Source organism: Mesorhizobium sp. M0598, assembly GCF_040320865.1.
In the GTDB taxonomy this organism is placed as follows: Bacteria; Pseudomonadota; Alphaproteobacteria; order Rhizobiales; family Rhizobiaceae; genus Mesorhizobium.
Genome location: NZ_JAMYQL010000046.1, coordinates 1 through 16,210, shown reverse-complemented (window position 1 = coordinate 16,210; position 16,210 = coordinate 1). Strand labels below are relative to the sequence as shown.

Below are 16,210 nucleotides of genomic sequence, written 5' to 3'. Positions count from 1 at the left end.
AAGCGGATTTGGCGGGGCGTTCTCCGCCTCGGCCGCTCAGGTCCCGGCGCGACGCAGCCGGTGAGCCATCTGCGACAGTTCACCTTCGCCGAAAATGCCGTCCAGCATGTGCAGCAATTCGCGCACCGCCGCGGACTTGCAGGAATAATAGATCATTTGCCGGTCGCGGCGGGTCTCGACAAGGTCGGAAGCCCTTAGCTTGGCCAGATGCTGCGACAGGGCGGACTGGCTGAGCGACACCTTCTCGGCTATGGCGCCGACCGACATCTCGCCCTCGGCCAGATAGCTCATGATCAACAAACGTTTTTCGTTGCCCATCAGCGTCAGAAACGCAGCCGCGGTTCCGGCGTTGGCGACTAGTTTGTTCGAGACCATAGATCCCCCATGCCTTCTTGCTCATCCGCCGCTATGGGGGCAATAGCGTCGGATTCCATAGACTTTCCCTATAGATGCACGCCAGCGATTCAGCGTCACTCGCAAAGGTAGAACATTTCGCTCAAATCTCAAGGCTTGCTTTCCATGCAAGCCGATTAACCGTGCGGCTGTGATTATTTTGCCGATCGGGCAGCCTTGGCCATGTCAACCAGGACAGGCCTGAGGTCGCGCGCCGCTCTCAGCGGCTCGGGGAAGAAAACCCGACAGACATTGTCGCCCGATACGAGATCCATCCCGTCGGCGTCGAACCCGGTGACGATCCAGCCGTCACTCTCGGCCCCGCCGAAATGACTTGCGTAGAGGGCAATCGCATCGAGATGGTCGGCGTTGATGTGGTCGAGCGCCGATTGCTCGCCGGCGGCAAGCTCTTCGACGATCGCTCCCGTCACGACCAGATCGGTGCGGTCGAGCAGATAGGCCTTGCCGAAGCCGCCGTTCAGGCTGGCGCGCTCCGGTTCGAGCCGGAAAATCGAGAAGTCGCCGAGCCCGGCATAGAGTTTTGCCTTGGGGTTGCGGTTGAGGTAGCGCCGCTCGGCGCGGGCGTGTTCGTTCGATCCGCGTTCGAGCCGCACGGCGCGGCAGACGAGCGTCAATCGCGGATGCGCCAGCGGATCGCCCTTGCCGGGTTCGCCGACCAGCAACGAGCAGCGCGGGTCGGCAAGGATGGCGCCGGTATGGGCGGACAGCATCGATACCAGGATCAATGGCGTGCCGTCGATGTCTGTGGCGACGCCGACCCGGCTGGCCAGCGGCGAACCGGTTCCTGGTTCGAGCACTGCCAACGCGCCGAAACGGGCGCTGCGGATCAGCGTCTTTGCCAGCCTGATCGCCTCGGTATCGGTCGCGCGGATCACGTCTTTCCTGGGTTCATCCAAGGCATCACCGTCGCATTTATTTCGGCGCCATGCGGATGGCGCCGTCGAGGCGAATTGTCTCGCCGTTGAGCATCTGGTTCTCGATGATGTGCAAGGCAAGTGCCGCGTATTCCGAAGGCTCGCCCAAACGGGAAGGGAAGGGCACAGCGGCGCCGAGCGAATTCTGCACCTCCTGCGGCATGCCGGCCATCATCGGCGTCCTGAAGATGCCGGGCGCGATGGTGCAGACGCGAATGCCGGAGCGGGCGAGATCGCGCGCCACCGGCAATGTCATGCCGACCACGCCGCTCTTGGAGGCGGAATAGGCGGCCTGGCCGATCTGGCCGTCATAGGCCGCGACCGACGCGGTGTTGATAATGACGCCGCGCTCGCCGCCCTGCAGCGGTTCGAGCCTGGCGGTCCGGTCGGCGACCAGGCGGATCATGTTGAAGGTGCCGATCAGATTGACCTCGATCACCTTGCGGTATTGATCGAGTGGATGCGGTCCGTCCTTGCCGATCGTCTTCATGCCGATAACGATGCCGGCGCAATTGACCAGGATGCGCGGTGCGCCGAGCGTCTCTGCCGCTTCCGCGACTGCGGCGGCACCGCTCTCGGCGTCGCTCACATCGCATCGGACGGCGATGCCACCGATGTCAGCCGCCACCTTGGCCGCACGCTCGATACCGAGATCAAGGACGGCAACCCTGGCGCCGCCGGCGGCAAGAGCGCGCGCCGTCGCCTCGCCAAGGCCGGAGCCGCCACCGGTGACGATCGCAATCTGGCCGTTCGGGTTCATCTCGACGTCCTCCTCCGTGCCCAGACTTATGCCGCCAAGCCACCGTGCGACAGCACCGGCACGATCATGCCATCGCGGCGATGTGCGCGGCAATCCTTGCCTGGTCGGCGTGGCAAACCTCGCCCGCCAGCCTCGCCACCGCGCCCGGCACGATCTCGTGCGCCAAAAGCCGGTCGGGGTCGACCGGACGCGGCATCGAGATCTGCCCGCGCGGCAGCCTCCTGAAGCCGAGCGGGCCGTAGTAGGGTTCGTCGCCGACCAGCATCACCGCCGGCGCGCCGGCCTTGGCGGCGGCTTCCAGCGCGATTGCCACCAGCCGGCGGCCGATGCCGAGATTTTTGAAGGCCGGCCGCACAGCGAGCGGCCCGAGCATCAGCGCGCGGCCGGCGCCGGCGGCGATGCGGGTCATCCGTACCGAGGCGACGACGATTGCGCCATCGACGGCCACGAAGGACAAAGCGCGTTCGTGCGGGCCACCTTGGCGGATCTTGTAGGCGGCAAGCACGAAACGGCCCGGCCCGAAGGCCTCGTCATTGATGGCTTCGATTTCAGGATCGTGCGCCGGAGTTTCCGGCAGGTATTTCACGTCGGCCAGGTATTTCAAGTCGGCAAGGCTCATGCTCTTTGCGTTCCGGTATACGAGGAAAGGTTTGCTGCAAGCGGCAGCGTTCGCCAGTCAGCGCTTCATCAAGCGCGGGCGCTCTTTCGTCGTCGGTCGAACCGGATCATGGCAAAGTCGAACATGCGGATGTCCGCTAGCACCAATTTTCAGCCGCCGCAATCGGCCGGCGCAGCCGACCGCACTCGACGACGCAGCCGTTGACGATCTGTTCAGCGTCGGGGATTTCCGCGGGGCCGCTTGCTGCCCTACATCGAGCAGGAACGCGAAAGGATATTGCATGGGATTGCTAGTCGAAGGCCAATGGCAGGACCACTGGTACGATAGCGGGGAGAGCGGCGGCAAATTCGTGCGCGCGCAGTCGCAGTGGCGCGACTGGGTGACCCGCGACGGCGCGCCGGCCGAAGGGCGAAAACGCGGCTTCAAGGCCGAGCCCGGCCGCTATCACCTCTATGTCTCGCTCGCCTGCCCGTGGGCGCATCGGACGCTGATCTTTCGCGTGCTCAAAAAACTCGAGGACGTGATTTCCGTCTCGGTCGTCCATCATTTCATGGGCGCCGACGGCTGGACGTTCCTGGCCGAGGACGGCGCTACCGGCGACACGCTCTACGGCCTCGATTTCCTGCACCAGATCTACACCAGGGCCGATCCCGGCTATTCGGGCCGGGTCACGGTGCCGGTGCTGTGGGACAAAAAGGATGAGACCATCGTCTCCAACGAATCCTCAGAGATCATCCGGATGCTCAATTCGGCCTTCGACGAATGGGGCGATGCCAAGCTCGATTTTTATCCGCAACCGTTGCGCGGCGAGATCGATGCGATCAATGCGCTGGTCTATCCCGCGGTCAACAACGGCGTTTACCGTGCCGGCTTCGCCACCACGCAGGCGGCCTACGAGGAGGCGTTCGGCGAATTGTTCTCGACGCTCGACATGCTGGAAAACCGTCTGTCAAGGCAGCGCTATCTCGTCGGCAGCCGCATCACCGAGGCGGACTGGCGGCTGTTCACGACGCTGGTCCGCTTCGACCCGGTCTATGTCGGCCATTTCAAGTGCAATCTGCGCCGCATCGCCGACTATCCGAACCTGTCGAATTACCTGCGCGATCTCTACCAGGTGCCGGGCGTCGCCGGCACGGTGAATTTGCACCACATCAAGTCGCATTATTACGGCAGCCACGAGACGATCAACCCGACACGCATCGTGCCGGTCGGGCCTGAGCTCGACTATGGCGCGCTGCATGACCGGGCGCGATTCAGGAAGGCGGCGTGAGACCGGTGACCTAACGGAAGGTTTCGGAGTCCATCTTTGCCCTTCTAACGAGTTCAGCTTTCAATATGGTATTTCCAAATCGATTGGAGTAGCCGAGCGACGTTGCAAGGAACGCAACGATTCCGCTGATCATGACGATCAGGACCGACATCTGGGGCGGGATTGCGCGTAACAATCCCGACGGCAGAAGCACAGCCATTCCCAAAATCATTTCTATCAGGGTTGAGAAGCCGACCATTTTCCAGAATTCAGTGCGAGTAAAACGCTGAGCATGTCGCTTTATAAAAACGAAATATGTCACGAATGCCGCACCTAATTGTATTGCGAATTGGATAAATCTTCCAACTTTTGCTAGTATATATGGATCTGCCCCAAGAACTATTGTCGAAAGTAAGGCCACCACAGAAAATGCTATCACATAAATTCCCGTATAAAGTGATACATAGAGCGCGATTCTAAATCTATCGTTTTGGCTGTGTTGCATTTTTTCTCCTCATCGCTCAGCATTTATCTCTCTGAGAACAATGGATGCTGCCGGTCTATACCGACGCAGCCAAAGCTGTTGAAGAGATGATCTACCAGTAAGGCGATGCCGAATTCCCCTTAAAAACTTCGGCAATCCGCCGCAGCGTCGCCGGCGTCGTTCCCTGGGGCAAGCGGTCGAGCGGGAAGAAGCCGGCTTCGGCGATCTCGCGGTCGGGCAGCTTGGGTGCTGGCTGGTCGAACTCCTCGACCAGATAGAGGCCGACATGGTCGCGTCGGCTGGCGCGGTGGTTGAAATGCAGGGATTTCAGCACCGGCGGTCCGGTCAGCGCGATGTTGCCTTCCTCGAACAGTTCGCGCGTCAGCGCCTCGATCATCGTCTCGCCCAACTCGACGCCACCGCCGGGCAGGTGCCAGCCCGGGACATAGGTGTGGCGGATGAGGAAGACGGAATTGGAGCGGCGGTCGTGGATCAAGCCGCGCACGCCGAGCGTCATCGGCCGCCGCAGTACGAAATACAGGTGAAACAGCCTTGCCCTGAAGCCCGGCCAGCCGGTCTGACGCAGGGCTTGCTCCGGATCCGGCGTCGTCATCGTCCGCGAAACCGTGAGTGGAAAGCGGCGCGCGCCTCGCCTATGAAGAAAAGATGTTCAGGCTCGCGCATATTTCCGATGTCCATCTGGGGCCGCTTCCCGATGTAACCTATCGCGATCTCGCCTCCAAGCGCGTGGTCGGTTACGTCAATTGGCAGCGCAACCGCCGCCGCTACATGCACGATGCCGTCATCGACACGATCGTCGCCGACATGAAGGCCAGCGGGCCGGACCATCTCACCATCACCGGTGACCTGGTCAATCTGGCGCTCGACGGTGAGCTCGAGATGGCCAAGCACTGGCTGGAGACGCTGGGCTCGCCCAATGACGTGTCGGTCGTGCCGGGAAACCATGACGCCTATGTGCCGGGCGCCTTCGACAAGACCTGCCGGTCCTGGGCGGCGTGGATGACCGGCGACGGCGTCAATACGCCGGTCGACCGCAACACTTTTCCCTATTTGCGCGTACGCGGCAATGTTGCGTTGGTCGGCGTCTCGACGGCGCGCGCCACGGCTCCGTTCATGGCCAACGGCTTCTTTCTGGAGGGCCAGGCGGAACGGCTGCGCGACATGCTCGACGCCACGGGCAAGCGCGGCCTGTTCCGGGTGATCATGATCCACCACCCGCCGGTGCGCGGCGCCGTTTCGCAGAACAAGCGGCTGTTCGGCATCTCGCGCTTCCACAAGGTTCTTCACCGGCACGGCGCCGAGCTTGTGCTGCACGGCCATTCGCATGTGCCGTCGCTCTTCTTCATCGGCGCCCGCAAGATCAAAATTCCGGTGGTCGGGGTCGCCGCCGCGGGGCAGGCGCCCGGCAGTTCGCATGCGCCGGCGCAATACAATCTGCTCGACATCGACGGTGAAAAGGACAATTGGCGGATCAGGCTGACGCGCCGCGGCCTGACCGGGCCGGCATTGCCGCCCAGCGACCTGCAGACAATGGAGCTTGGCGTGGGGGCCGAGGCCACGCTTGCCGGGGCGCGGTGAACTCAGATGGGAGCGTCTCGCCGGTCGTCAGCCGCACTCTGCGACGCCAAGTGACATCACTTGGCTGCAAATGCTTTAAAAGCTGATTTTCATTGCAACGATGCGGTCCCAGAACAACACGAGCGAAATCGCCAGGCCGACCAGGGCGCCGGCGGCGATCAGGCCGAGGCCCGAGAAGAACGCCGACCAGCCGTTGCTGCGTGCAGGGACATGCAGCGGCGGCTCAGCCTCCGCCACCAGGGCGCGTTTCAGGCCGGCGACGGCTTGCTCGATGCCGCCTTCCATCATCCTCTGGCGTTCGACGACGCGCTCGGCGACATAGCGCGTCACCTGGTCGGCAACGACCTTCATCTCGGTCGACTCGGCGAGCACGACGCGGCCGATGCGCGTGTCCTTGAGAAAGCGGTAGGTGCGGCGGTCGCGTCCCATGGCGACATGGCTGACGGCGTCGATCCACAGCCGTGGCTGCAGGCCGGACGAGACGGCGAAGTCGAAACTGTCCATATCGGTGGGTACGTCGCCGAAGACCGGCGCGAGTTCGGCGGCAAGCAGATCGAGCCGCATGCGATGCGCTTCGCGCATCTCGACGACGACGTCGTCGCGGTCGGCGAAGGCGTTCTTGACGTCGCGAATGGCATCGGACAGTTTTCGCGACTGATCGATCTGGGTGATGTTCTCGCCTGCGTCCTTCATCGGCGTTGCCTCGCGGGGTTTGGTTAACACCGAATTAACACAGCCGCCGGCAAATTGCACTTGCGAGATCGATGAGCGGGCAAGGGTTCGCTGGAGCAGCACCAGCGCCGCCGCCGTGCCTGCGCGAAGACCGATCAGCTCGCCGCAGCGGCGAATCCCCGACGAAGCCGCCTGCTGCGGCGTCGCATATTGCGACGGACGGCCTCGACGACCAGGCCGGGCGCTTCCTCGACCAGCATATGGCCGGCTTCCAGCACGTGGTGCAGATGAAAATGCTTCGGCACGCCGTCCGCTTGGCTGACGGGCAGCACCGCGTCGTCGGTTCCCCAAACCACCATGACCGGCATGTTCAGCGTTTCCAGCCGTTCGCGCTGAATGACGCCTTGCCGATCATCCCTGGTCATGGCGGCTGCGAACTCGACAAGTGTCCGCGACTGGCCGGGACGCCGGCGCATCTCGTTGACGAGATCGACCCTATGCTGCAAGGGCCGGCTTTGCGGTCCCGACATGGCGGCAAGACAGGCGCGGATTTCATCCGTGCCGGCAGCGGCGGCGTAGCGACGCAGCAGCGGACCATTGATCTCAGGACCAAAACCGCCCGGCGACAGCAGCGTCAGCGAGGCCATCTTTTCCGGCTCGTTCAATGCCATCAGGGCGGCCACGGCGCCGCCCATCGAATGACCGACGAGATGAGCCCGCTTTATGCCGCGAGCGGAAAGATCGGCAAGGACGGCACTGGCTGCGATCCTGGCCGGACCGCCGCCCGGAAAATCGAGCGACAGCCCATGCCCCGGCAGATCATAGGCCAACGTCCGCGCGCCGAGTGCCAGGGACGCGGCCACGTCGCGCCAGTCGTCGTGGCAGCCACCGAAACCATGCAGGAAGGCGATCGTTGTCGGGCCGGTGCCCCGTTCGGCAGCGTAAAGGGATGGGGTCATGCAAACTTTATGGCTTGGTGCCGGGGTCAGTCAGGATGCCGGGGGGCGGTCTTATGCGGATCAGTCTTTGCGGGAGGTCAGACTTATGCGGAGATCAGTCTTATGCGGGATCAGACCTATGCGGGATCAGACCTATGTGGGATCAGATTGGCCGGTTCAAATTGTGTCTGAATTGCGCTTTGGCCGTCCGGATGGCCAGTAAAATCTTCGCGATCACCTGACGTCGTGCACGCGCCGGGAGACGTCAGCTGGCGCCGCCAAGGCCGGCGGCGCGCAGGGCTTCCACCAGCCGGTTGGTCAGATCGGCGGGATATCTTCGTTCGACGAAGGTTGCGCGCGGATCGGCTGCGAATTTCGGGAATTTGGCGGTCAGTTCCTGCAGCAGCCTGCTCGCCAGCTTCTCGCGGCCGGCAGCCTTGGCGCCGATCAGCCGCGCCGCCAGATAATGCGATTTCATTTCCGTCGTTCGCAAGCCGTCGCTGGCGAGCGTGGCCTTGTTCATGTCGCCCATCATGAACTCTCCGGCGAACAACCCGTAATCCCACCATGTCGGATGGGCGCTGGCTATGTCCACCGCGTGAGCGATGATCGGGGTGCCCTCGCTGTACCTGCCGGCGAAAACCAGCCCGTAGCCATAGGCGGCGGCCATTGCGAGATCGTAGGGATTGAGCTCATAGGCCTTGCGCATCCAGCGGATCGATTCCGCGGAATCGCCCATGCGCGAATTGAGATAACCAAGGGCGCGGTGCGCGTAGGGGCTGGTCGGGCCCATCTGGATGGCGCGATGGGCAAACGTCATCGCTTTGTCGATCGTCGCGTCGGCGGGGTAGGGATAGTGGTCGGTGACCGCTTCGATATGCAAGGACGCGAGTTCCGAATAGACGAGCGACGACTTCGCCTCCCGGTTGGCAAGATCTTCGAGGCAGCGGTAGGCGGCTTCGTGCGTCTGGGCGTTCTGGTCGAGATAATATTTGCCGTTGAGCACCAGACACGCCGTCAGCCCGGTCTGGATGCCGCTCTGCTCGATGTAGTTGTAGATCGTGCCCGAGGCGGGAAGAGCCGAGCTCAAAATGCCGGAGATCTGGTCCTCGATGGCGGTGTTGGCGCTGTCGCCGGCGGTCAGGTTGCGTGAGAGCAGCACGCGGCCGGTCGCCACGCTTTGCAGCTCGAGCATGATGTCGCCGCTACGCGGCCCGGGCAGGACATCGAATACGAAGCTAGCGGCGTCGGTTACTGGATCGGGCGGGCTGTCGGCATCACGGCCGATGAAATTGATGGTATCGAAGCCGCTGAGGCCGGCGCGCAGCGATGCGGCGACACGGCGAGCCAGGTCGCTGTCGGCCTTGATGGCGATGTAGACCTGGGGGAGGTTTTCAACCGGAGGCGCTGCTATGCTGCCGGTCGCCACCGCGGTCTCGACCGCCGTGTCGCCGCCGGTCAGCAACACCACGCTGCCCTGGCGAAGGATCAGCACACCCAGCATGAGAATGACCAGCGCGATCGCCAGCCAGAAGAACTGCAAATGCCGCTGCAGCGAAGGTGCAGCAGGGGCCACGGCTGGAACGCTCAGCAATGCAGCCGGATGTGCCCGGTTGCGGGCATCTTCCGGCGATCCGGGCGGGGCGGTCGCCGCCTCCTCTGTCGCCGGCTGCGGCTTGTTCTCTGCCTCCGCCTCTGCCGGCAAGCGAATGGCGTTGAGTTCGTAGGACGGAACATAGCCGCCGCGCGGAATGGCGATGCGGACCGGTTCGGCAACGCCCTCATTGGCGAAATACTGCTGCAGAAGCTCGCGCAGCCTGCCGGCCTGCACCCGCACCACCGCATCGGTCGACGGATCGAAATCGCCGTCCTTGCCGAACACGTCCATCGCGATGGAGAAGCCCTTGAGCCTGTCGGCTTCGCCTGCCTGCTCGCGCTCGACCAGGTAGCGGAGCAGCTTGCGCGCGCGCTCGGATCGTCCGAACGTTTCGCTGGCAAGCAATCGCTCCAGCGTTTCGCGCACTGCGGGGGCGGCAGGCGTGGTATGCTGCAAGTGTCGATCCCTTCGAATTCGGCACAGGTTGAGGTACAATCATATCGCGCTGGCGCCGCCATACAAGCATCTGCTTATGGTGCGATAGCGTACCCACCGGATAAATTCCGGTGGGCCGATGGCGGAAGCCTGACCGTTTCGGCTAGCCGCGCTTTCGGCCGACGATGCGGTTGGCGGCCGAAACCACGGCTTCTAGCGAGGCGGCGACGATGTTGGTGTTGATGCCGGCGCCGAACAGCTTGCCGCCCGGATGTTCCATCTCGACATAGGAAATGGCCGAGGCATTCGAGCCGCGCTGCATGGAATGCTCGGAATAATCGAGCACCGACATCGGCACCCCGACATGGCGCGACAGCGCATCGACGAAGCCGTCGATCGGGCCGGTGCCGGTGCCTGATATGGTCACCTCCTTGCCTTTGTCGAGGATCACCGCTTCGATCACGCGCCGGCCCTTGACCTCGGTGTCGGGATAGGTGTGGTGGTCGAGGAACTTCAGCCGCGCGCCGGGCTGGTCGACATAGGTGTCGAGAAAGCGCTCGTAGATGCGCTTGACCGGCACCTCCTTGCCTTCGGAGTCGGTGATCGCCTGGATAGCCTGGCTGAACTCGATCTGCAGGTTGCGCGGCAGGTTGAGGCCGTAATCCGCATGCAGCACATAGGCGATGCCGCCCTTACCGGACTGCGAGTTGATGCGGATGATGGCTTCGTAGCTGCGGCCGACATCGGCCGGGTCGATCGGCAGATAGGGCACCTCCCAGTGCGGCGTGTTGGCCTTGCGTAGCGCCTTCATGCCCTTGTTGATAGCGTCCTGGTGCGAGCCGGAAAAGGCGGTGTAGACGAGCTCGCCGACATAGGGATGGCGCTCGGGGATCTTCAGCTGGTTGGAGTATTCGTAGACGTCCTTCATGCGGTTGATGTCGGAGCAGTCGAGCCCGGGATCGACGCCTTGCGTGTACATGTTGAGCGCCAGCGTGACGATGTCGACATTGCCGGTGCGCTCGCCGTTGCCGAACAGCGTGCCTTCGACGCGGTCGGCGCCCGCCATCAGGCCGAGTTCGGTGGTGGCGATGCCGGTGCCGCGGTCATTGTGCGGGTGCAGCGAGATCAACAGGTTCTCGCGGTTGTCGAGATTGCGGCACATCCATTCGATGCGGTCGGCATAGATGTTGGGCGTCGACATCTCGACCGTAGAGGGCAGGTTGATGATCAGCTTGTTTTCCGCCGTCGGCTTGACGATCTCGGTGACCGCGTTGCAGATCTCCAGCGCCACTTCGAGCTCGGTGCCGGTAAAGCTCTCCGGCGAATATTCGAAACGGTAGCCGCCGCCGGCCTTGGCCGCCATGTCGGTGATCATCTTGGCCGCATCGGTGGCGATGCGCTTGATGCCGGCGACGTCCTTCTCGAAGACGACGCGGCGCTGCAGCTCGCTGGTCGAGTTGTAGAAATGCACGATCGGGTTGGTGGCGCCCTTCAGCGCCTCGAAAGTGCGGGTGATCAGTTCCGGCCGGCACTGCACCAGCACCTGCAGCGAGACGTCGGCGGGCACGTTGCCTTGTTCGATGCACCAGCGGGCGAAATCGAAGTCGGTCTGCGAGGCCGACGGAAAGCCGATCTCGATCTCCTTGAAGCCCATGTCGAGCAGCAGGGCGAACATGCGCGCCTTGCGTTCCTGGCCCATCGGATCGATCAGCGCCTGGTTGCCGTCGCGCAGGTCGACCGAGCACCAGATCGGCGCCTTGTCGATCACTTTCGAAGGCCAGGTGCGATCGGCAAGACCGACGGTCGGATAGGGCTGGTACTTCCGGGCAGCATCCGGCATGCCCCTCGCGGGCTTGGCGGTTTCCTCTACATTCAGACGGATATCTTCTCGTGCGTTCATCGTCTTTTCTCCCGGCGGCTCGCGGATCCAGCTTCAGGCGGATTGGTGGCGAGCGGCGCCTTTACCAGAATTTCGTTCGCTTGATGTGACGTGCCAATTTGTGACTGGCCAAGGAGCGTGCGCGTGAGCGGCAATTCGACCGCCGGGCGCTCCTTCAGCGAACCCGGCGATCGCCGATAAGGCCGAGAAGCAGCAGGGTGGAGGCAAGCGCGCGAACGGTCTGGCCGGCAATGCCGGTCGGACGGGACGCAAAAGAGGTGGCGCGCGGGCTCATGGCGGATTTCATACAGGAGCGGGCAAAGCGAGGCAAGTGGGAGCATTGGAGGTGGGTGAAGCTGCCGATCCAGCCTCAAGACCTGGGTTCCTCGCCGTCGCGAAACGGGAGAGGTGGCCGCCCACGGGTCTTGCCTTCGGCAAGCCCGAGGACAGGCTCCGCGGCCGGAGAGGGGCTTCGTAGGGCGCAGTCCCCTCTCCGTCTCGGCTTCGCCGAGCCACCTATCCCCATTTTCGTGGGGCGAGGAACCCAAGCTGCAATGAAGGCGTAGCGCCGACATCAAGCGATTTTTCCTGATTATAGCAACTTTGTTCTTGCTTTGTGCCGGCAGCTATGCTACTAATTTGGGTATGGTGCTGATTGGCGCCGAGGACCCGCCGCCGAGGCGGGTTTTTTATTTCACGGTTTTGGCGTCACCTTTCGCGGACCCAGCCGCTCACCTGATCCAGTTGCTCTTCCCCGAGCCCGGCAAATGCGCCAGAGTCGATTGTCGGCGGGGGTGCAATGGCTCACCGCCGGGAGGGATCGTCCATGAACTTCGTGTTCTTCTCGCCGCATTTTCCAGCCAATGGCGCCGATTTCTGCGACCGGCTGAAGAAGGCCGGCGCCACCGTGCTCGGCATTGGCGACGCGCCGTTCGATGCGCTGGACGGCAAATTGAAGGCAGCCCTTTCGGAATATTACCGCATCGACGACATGGAGGAGTACGAGCCGGTGTTCCGGGCGATCGGCCATTTCATCCACAAATGGGGCCGCGTCGACCGGTTCGAATCGCTCAACGAGCATTGGCTGGAGCTGGAAGCCAATATCCGCACCGACTTCAACATTTTCGGCACCAAGCTCGACTTCGTCAAGAATTTGAAACGCAAGAGCCGCATGCGGGCGTTCTTCCGCAAGAGCGGCGTCGAAACCATCCCGCAACGCAAATGCTCCGACCGCGCCGGCGCCATGACCTTCATCCGCCGCGTCGGCTATCCCGTGGTGGTGAAGCCGGATTCCGGCTCCGGCGCCTCGAACACTTTCAAAATCTCCAACGCCGGCGAACTCGACAGGTTCTTCAGGGACAAGCCGGAAGGCGTCAGCTTCGTCATGGAGCAATTCATCGAAGGACTGGTGGTGACCTATGACGGGCTGGTCAACCGCGACGGCGAGGTGGTGCTGGCCGCCAGCCACCGCTACGACCAGAGCGTCATGGAGGTGGTCAACCGCGACCGACATATGAGCTATGTCTGTTTTCCCGAGATCAGCCGGGCGGTCGAGGAGGCCGGCAGGAAAATCCTCAAGGCGTTCGACGTGCGCGAGCGCTTCTTCCACATCGAGCTGTTCGAAACCAGGGACGACCGGGTCATCGCGCTGGAGGTCAACATGCGGCCGCCTGGCGCCTGGATGACCGATGCCATCAATTACACCTTCGATATTGATGTCTATGCCGCATGGGCCGACATGGTGGTCAAGGACGCCGCCGGCGGCCCTTACAGGGGCAAGTATTTCACCGCCTATGCCAGCCGCAAGCGGCACCTCAACTATGTGCACAGCCATGCCGACGTGCTGGCCGCCCATGGCGACATGATCGTCCATCATCACGCCATCGAGGAGGTTTTCAGCCGCGCCATGGGAAACTACGCCTATCAGCTGCGCTCCACCGACCCGAAGGCGCTGCGCCGGGCGGTCGACTACATCCATGCGGAAAAGGCGTGAGGCGATGGACGTTTCCTACCACAAGGGTTTTGGCCGCAACCTCGGCCGCGACATGGAATACAAGCGCTACGGCCATGCCGGCCGACCGGTGGTTGTGTTCCCGACTTCGCAAGGGCGGTTCTACCAGTTCGAGGATTCCGGCGCCGTCTCGGCTCTCGCCGAGTTCGTCGACACCGGTCGCATCCAGTTGTTCACGCTGGACGGCATCGATGCGGAATCCTTCTTCGACCGCCATGCCGAGCCGGCCCATCGCATCGCCCGGCATGAAGCGTATTTCCGCTATGTGCGCGAGGAGGCGCTGCCGGAACTCCTGTCTGTCGCAGCCGAGGCCAATGGCGGGCGTACGCTGAAGCCGCTATTTTGCGGCTGCTCGATGGGCGGCTACCATTCGTCGAATTTCGTCTTCCGCTTTCCGGAACTGGCCAGCGGCGTCATCGCGCTGTCGGGGGTTTATTCGACCCACGATTTCTTCGGCAGCGCGCTCGACGGACAGATTTTCTTCAACTCGCCGCTCGACTACCTACCGGGTATCGTCGATCCGGGGCTGCTTGTCAGGCTGAAGGCGCTGCGGCTGATCTTCTGCTGCGGGCAGGGTGCCTGGGAGGAACGGATGCTGGCCGATACGCAGGCGCTGGAACAGATCCTGCGTGACAAGTCGATTCCGGCCTGGGTCGACTATTGGGGCGGCGATGTCGCGCATGACTGGCCGTGGTGGCACAAGCAACTGGTCTATTTCTTCGCCCGCTGGCTGGACGACGATCTGATGCACCGGCTGGATTAGGCCACCTGGAGGAAGGAAATGACCACGCCCGATGCCATCCGCCGCTTTGTCGAAGCTATCAACGCCGACGACACCAAAGCTTTCCTCGAAACGTTCACGCCCGATGCCTTCCTGAGCGACTGGGGCCGGTCGTTCAAGGGCCGCGAGCAGATTGCGCGCTGGAACCAGTCGGACAATATCGGCGTGCAGTCCAAACTTAGCATCATTCGTATCGAACCGGCGGGCGAGATCTATCACGTCCGCATCGCTGTCACTGGCAACGGCTTCAACGGCGAGGGCGACATGGCGTTCACCCTGGACGGCGACCGCATCTCCAGCCTGGTGATCAGCTGAAGGATATTTGAAGGCCCTTTAGGCCACCTCGCCGACACGGCCACCGTTGCTCGCGCGGGACTCATTGGCTTGATGCAAAAACATGACTATGTTTATCATCTTTTAGTGGAAACAGCGGGCCGGCTGTGGCATTCCGGCGTGGCGAGGACGCCGTATGGCGAGCTCGGGTTCAAATGGCACCGAAAGGCTGAGCGATGGAGCAATTGCGTGCGCAAACCCGGATCAGCGGTGCCGCCATCCGGTCGGTGATGGACAGGCTGCGCGCCGAGCACGGCGAATCCGAGATCGATACCGGCCTTGCCGATCATTGGGAATTTCGCACGCATTACGGCTCGTTGAAGGCGACGCTCGGTGACGACAACGTGCTGATCCGCGTCGCGGCCGAGGATGAAACCTGCCTGTCCTACATGAAGATGGCGGTCGCCGGCCATTTTTCGCAACATCTCGGCACGACCAGGGGCATCGCCTGGCAGGGCGATGGCAGCGATTCCGGCACGCCGGTGTTCTTCCGCGAGATCACGGTGCTGTCCTCGACGCGGATTTCTCCGCATATGCAGCGCGTCCGCTTCACCGGCAACGATCTCGGCCGCTTTGGCCGTGGCGGCCTGCATGTGCGGCTGCTGCTGCCGCCGCGCGGCAGGCTGCCGGTGTGGCCGTCGATGGGCGCCGACGGCCTGATGGTCTGGCCGTCGGGTGAGGACGCGCTCGTCGTGCGGGTCTACACGATCCGGGCACTGGACGCCGCAAGCGGCTGGCTGGATGTCGATTTCGTCCTCCACCCCGGTATGGATACGCCGGCGGCCGCTTTCGCCGAAAAGGCGGTTGCCGGCGAGATCATCGGGATGATTGGACCGGGCGGAGGCGGCGTGCCCGAGGCGCAAAACCTGCTGCTGCTCGGCGACGACACCGCGCTTCCGGCGATCGGCAGGATCCTGGAGCAGCTTTCGCCGTCAACCCGCGCCGAAGCGTTCATCGAGGTCGATGGTCCCGGCGATCGGATGCCGCTGGCCGCGGGCGAGGCCGTTGCCGTCACCTGGCTCTATCGGCATGGGCGCGAAGCCGGCACGGCCAGCCTGTTGCCGGCGGTGCTGCGGCAGCGGAACCACACCGCCCTTATCGACAATCTCTATGTCTGGGGCGGATGCGAGTTCGGCGATTTCCGCGAGATCCGCAGGATCGTCCGCAAGGAATGGGGTGTGCCGCGCGACCGGCACCTGGTCACCGCCTATTGGCGTCGCGGGACGCAAGGGGCGGACGGCAGCGAAGAATAGCGCACCGCCCCCAGGGGGCAGAGGATCGCATATGGATTCTTGCGAAGAAGACCCCCACCCCTAACCCCTCCCCACAAGGGGGAGGGGAACTTTTGCGGCAGCGCCACTCAGCGGCAAACTTCGACGATTCTAGCCGAAACAGCAGCAGCATCGTCCCCCTCCCCCTTGTGGGTGTTTGGACCGGAGACATCGCGAACAGATGTGCGAGGACATCGCGAACAGTTTTGCGCTTTTGCGCGAGGGGGTTCGGGATGCCATTCGAGGACAGAAGC

Annotated in this window: 16 protein-coding genes; 6 read left to right on the top strand and 10 right to left on the bottom strand. The window is 63.1% G+C overall.

Going from position 1 to position 16,210, the window contains the following annotated elements:
• Positions 1-36: 36 nt before the first annotated feature.
• From NKI59_RS31630 to NKI59_RS31615, 4 genes are all read right to left on the bottom strand, one after another.
• Positions 37-375: an ArsR/SmtB family transcription factor gene (locus NKI59_RS31630; protein ID WP_023679553.1), complete on the bottom strand. Its 339-nt coding sequence runs from the start codon at positions 373-375 to the stop codon at positions 37-39.
• Positions 376-548: 173 nt separating this feature from the next.
• Positions 549-1,310 carry a HugZ family pyridoxamine 5'-phosphate oxidase gene (locus NKI59_RS31625; RefSeq protein ID WP_352708503.1) on the bottom strand — a complete coding sequence of 254 codons (762 nt, stop codon included), beginning with the start codon at positions 1,308-1,310 and terminating at the stop codon, positions 549-551.
• A 16-nt stretch (positions 1,311-1,326) separates the two neighbouring features.
• Positions 1,327-2,088: a 3-hydroxyacyl-CoA dehydrogenase gene (locus NKI59_RS31620; RefSeq protein ID WP_352708502.1), complete on the bottom strand. Its 762-nt coding sequence runs from the start codon at positions 2,086-2,088 to the stop codon at positions 1,327-1,329.
• A 64-nt stretch (positions 2,089-2,152) separates the two neighbouring features.
• On the bottom strand, positions 2,153-2,707 hold the full coding sequence (locus tag NKI59_RS31615; protein WP_352708501.1) for a GNAT family N-acetyltransferase: 555 nt from the start codon (positions 2,705-2,707) through the stop codon (positions 2,153-2,155).
• A gap of 280 nt (positions 2,708-2,987) precedes the next feature.
• Between NKI59_RS31615 and NKI59_RS31610 the strand changes: the two genes are divergently transcribed.
• On the top strand, positions 2,988-3,977 hold the full coding sequence (locus NKI59_RS31610; RefSeq protein ID WP_352708500.1) for a glutathione S-transferase family protein: 990 nt from the start codon (positions 2,988-2,990) through the stop codon (positions 3,975-3,977).
• 10 nt (positions 3,978-3,987) lie between these two features.
• Here the strand turns inward: NKI59_RS31610 and NKI59_RS31605 are convergent, their stop codons facing one another.
• Together NKI59_RS31605 and NKI59_RS31600 are read right to left on the bottom strand one after the other, a co-directional pair.
• The gene (locus tag NKI59_RS31605) at positions 3,988-4,461 is read right to left on the bottom strand and encodes an ABZJ_00895 family protein (RefSeq protein WP_352708499.1); all 474 of its coding nucleotides are present in this window, start codon (positions 4,459-4,461) and stop codon (positions 3,988-3,990) included.
• A 91-nt stretch (positions 4,462-4,552) separates the two neighbouring features.
• Positions 4,553-5,053 carry an NUDIX domain-containing protein gene (locus NKI59_RS31600; RefSeq protein WP_352708498.1) on the bottom strand — a complete coding sequence of 167 codons (501 nt, stop codon included), beginning with the start codon at positions 5,051-5,053 and terminating at the stop codon, positions 4,553-4,555.
• Between the two features lie 53 nt (positions 5,054-5,106).
• Here NKI59_RS31600 and NKI59_RS31595 point away from each other — a divergent pair, with 53 nt between their 5' ends.
• On the top strand, positions 5,107-6,039 hold the full coding sequence (locus NKI59_RS31595; RefSeq protein WP_352708510.1) for a metallophosphoesterase family protein: 933 nt from the start codon (positions 5,107-5,109) through the stop codon (positions 6,037-6,039).
• 75 nt (positions 6,040-6,114) lie between these two features.
• On the opposite strand, the gene NKI59_RS31590 is transcribed toward NKI59_RS31595, so the two are convergent.
• The 4 genes from NKI59_RS31590 to leuA all read right to left on the bottom strand — a co-directional run bounded on the left by NKI59_RS31590 (position 6,115) and on the right by leuA (position 11,581).
• Positions 6,115-6,732, bottom strand: coding sequence for a hypothetical protein (locus NKI59_RS31590; protein ID WP_352452908.1), 618 nt, complete (start codon positions 6,730-6,732; stop codon positions 6,115-6,117).
• Positions 6,733-6,866: 134 nt separating this feature from the next.
• Positions 6,867-7,670 (bottom strand): alpha/beta fold hydrolase, encoded by an 804-nt coding sequence (locus NKI59_RS31585; protein WP_352708497.1) that lies wholly within the window; start codon positions 7,668-7,670, stop codon positions 6,867-6,869.
• Positions 7,671-7,914: 244 nt separating this feature from the next.
• The gene (locus NKI59_RS31580; RefSeq protein ID WP_352708496.1) at positions 7,915-9,702 is read right to left on the bottom strand and encodes a tetratricopeptide repeat protein; all 1,788 of its coding nucleotides are present in this window, start codon (positions 9,700-9,702) and stop codon (positions 7,915-7,917) included.
• A gap of 142 nt (positions 9,703-9,844) precedes the next feature.
• A complete protein-coding gene (gene leuA / locus NKI59_RS31575) occupies positions 9,845-11,581 on the bottom strand; it encodes a 2-isopropylmalate synthase (RefSeq protein ID WP_352708495.1) in 1,737 nt (578 codons plus the stop codon).
• A gap of 805 nt (positions 11,582-12,386) precedes the next feature.
• Here leuA and NKI59_RS31570 point away from each other — a divergent pair.
• From NKI59_RS31570 to NKI59_RS31555, 4 genes are all read left to right on the top strand, one after another.
• Positions 12,387-13,553, top strand: coding sequence for an ATP-grasp domain-containing protein (locus NKI59_RS31570; RefSeq protein WP_352708494.1), 1,167 nt, complete (start codon positions 12,387-12,389; stop codon positions 13,551-13,553).
• A 4-nt stretch (positions 13,554-13,557) separates the two neighbouring features.
• Complete coding sequence (locus NKI59_RS31565) at positions 13,558-14,334, top strand: esterase family protein (RefSeq protein ID WP_352620494.1); 777 nt, start codon at positions 13,558-13,560, stop codon at positions 14,332-14,334.
• A gap of 18 nt (positions 14,335-14,352) precedes the next feature.
• The gene (locus NKI59_RS31560) at positions 14,353-14,667 is read left to right on the top strand and encodes a nuclear transport factor 2 family protein (protein ID WP_352708493.1); all 315 of its coding nucleotides are present in this window, start codon (positions 14,353-14,355) and stop codon (positions 14,665-14,667) included.
• A 194-nt stretch (positions 14,668-14,861) separates the two neighbouring features.
• Positions 14,862-15,938, top strand: a complete 1,077-nt coding sequence (locus tag NKI59_RS31555; RefSeq protein ID WP_352708492.1) for a siderophore-interacting protein — start codon at positions 14,862-14,864, stop codon at positions 15,936-15,938.
• Positions 15,939-16,210 lie beyond the last annotated feature (272 nt).

Bases quoted from the DNA above. Each gene is read 5' to 3' on its own strand.
- NKI59_RS31630 (WP_023679553.1), bottom strand. From the start codon at position 375: ATGGTCTCGAACAAACTAGTCGCCAACGCCGGAACCGCGGCTGCGTTT.
- NKI59_RS31620 (WP_352708502.1), bottom strand. From the start codon at position 2,088: ATGAACCCGAACGGCCAGATTGCGATCGTCACCGGTGGCGGCTCCGGC.
- NKI59_RS31615 (WP_352708501.1), bottom strand. From the start codon at position 2,707: ATGAGCCTTGCCGACTTGAAATACCTGGCCGACGTGAAATACCTGCCG.
- NKI59_RS31610 (WP_352708500.1), top strand. From the start codon at position 2,988: ATGGGATTGCTAGTCGAAGGCCAATGGCAGGACCACTGGTACGATAGC.
- NKI59_RS31605 (WP_352708499.1), bottom strand. From the start codon at position 4,461: ATGCAACACAGCCAAAACGATAGATTTAGAATCGCGCTCTATGTATCA.
- NKI59_RS31600 (WP_352708498.1), bottom strand. From the start codon at position 5,053: ATGACGACGCCGGATCCGGAGCAAGCCCTGCGTCAGACCGGCTGGCCG.
- NKI59_RS31595 (WP_352708510.1), top strand. From the start codon at position 5,107: ATGTTCAGGCTCGCGCATATTTCCGATGTCCATCTGGGGCCGCTTCCC.
- NKI59_RS31590 (WP_352452908.1), bottom strand. From the start codon at position 6,732: ATGAAGGACGCAGGCGAGAACATCACCCAGATCGATCAGTCGCGAAAA.
- NKI59_RS31585 (WP_352708497.1), bottom strand. From the start codon at position 7,670: ATGACCCCATCCCTTTACGCTGCCGAACGGGGCACCGGCCCGACAACG.
- leuA (WP_352708495.1), bottom strand. From the start codon at position 11,581: ATGAACGCACGAGAAGATATCCGTCTGAATGTAGAGGAAACCGCCAAG.
- NKI59_RS31570 (WP_352708494.1), top strand. From the start codon at position 12,387: ATGAACTTCGTGTTCTTCTCGCCGCATTTTCCAGCCAATGGCGCCGAT.
- NKI59_RS31565 (WP_352620494.1), top strand. From the start codon at position 13,558: ATGGACGTTTCCTACCACAAGGGTTTTGGCCGCAACCTCGGCCGCGAC.
- NKI59_RS31560 (WP_352708493.1), top strand. From the start codon at position 14,353: ATGACCACGCCCGATGCCATCCGCCGCTTTGTCGAAGCTATCAACGCC.
- NKI59_RS31555 (WP_352708492.1), top strand. From the start codon at position 14,862: ATGGAGCAATTGCGTGCGCAAACCCGGATCAGCGGTGCCGCCATCCGG.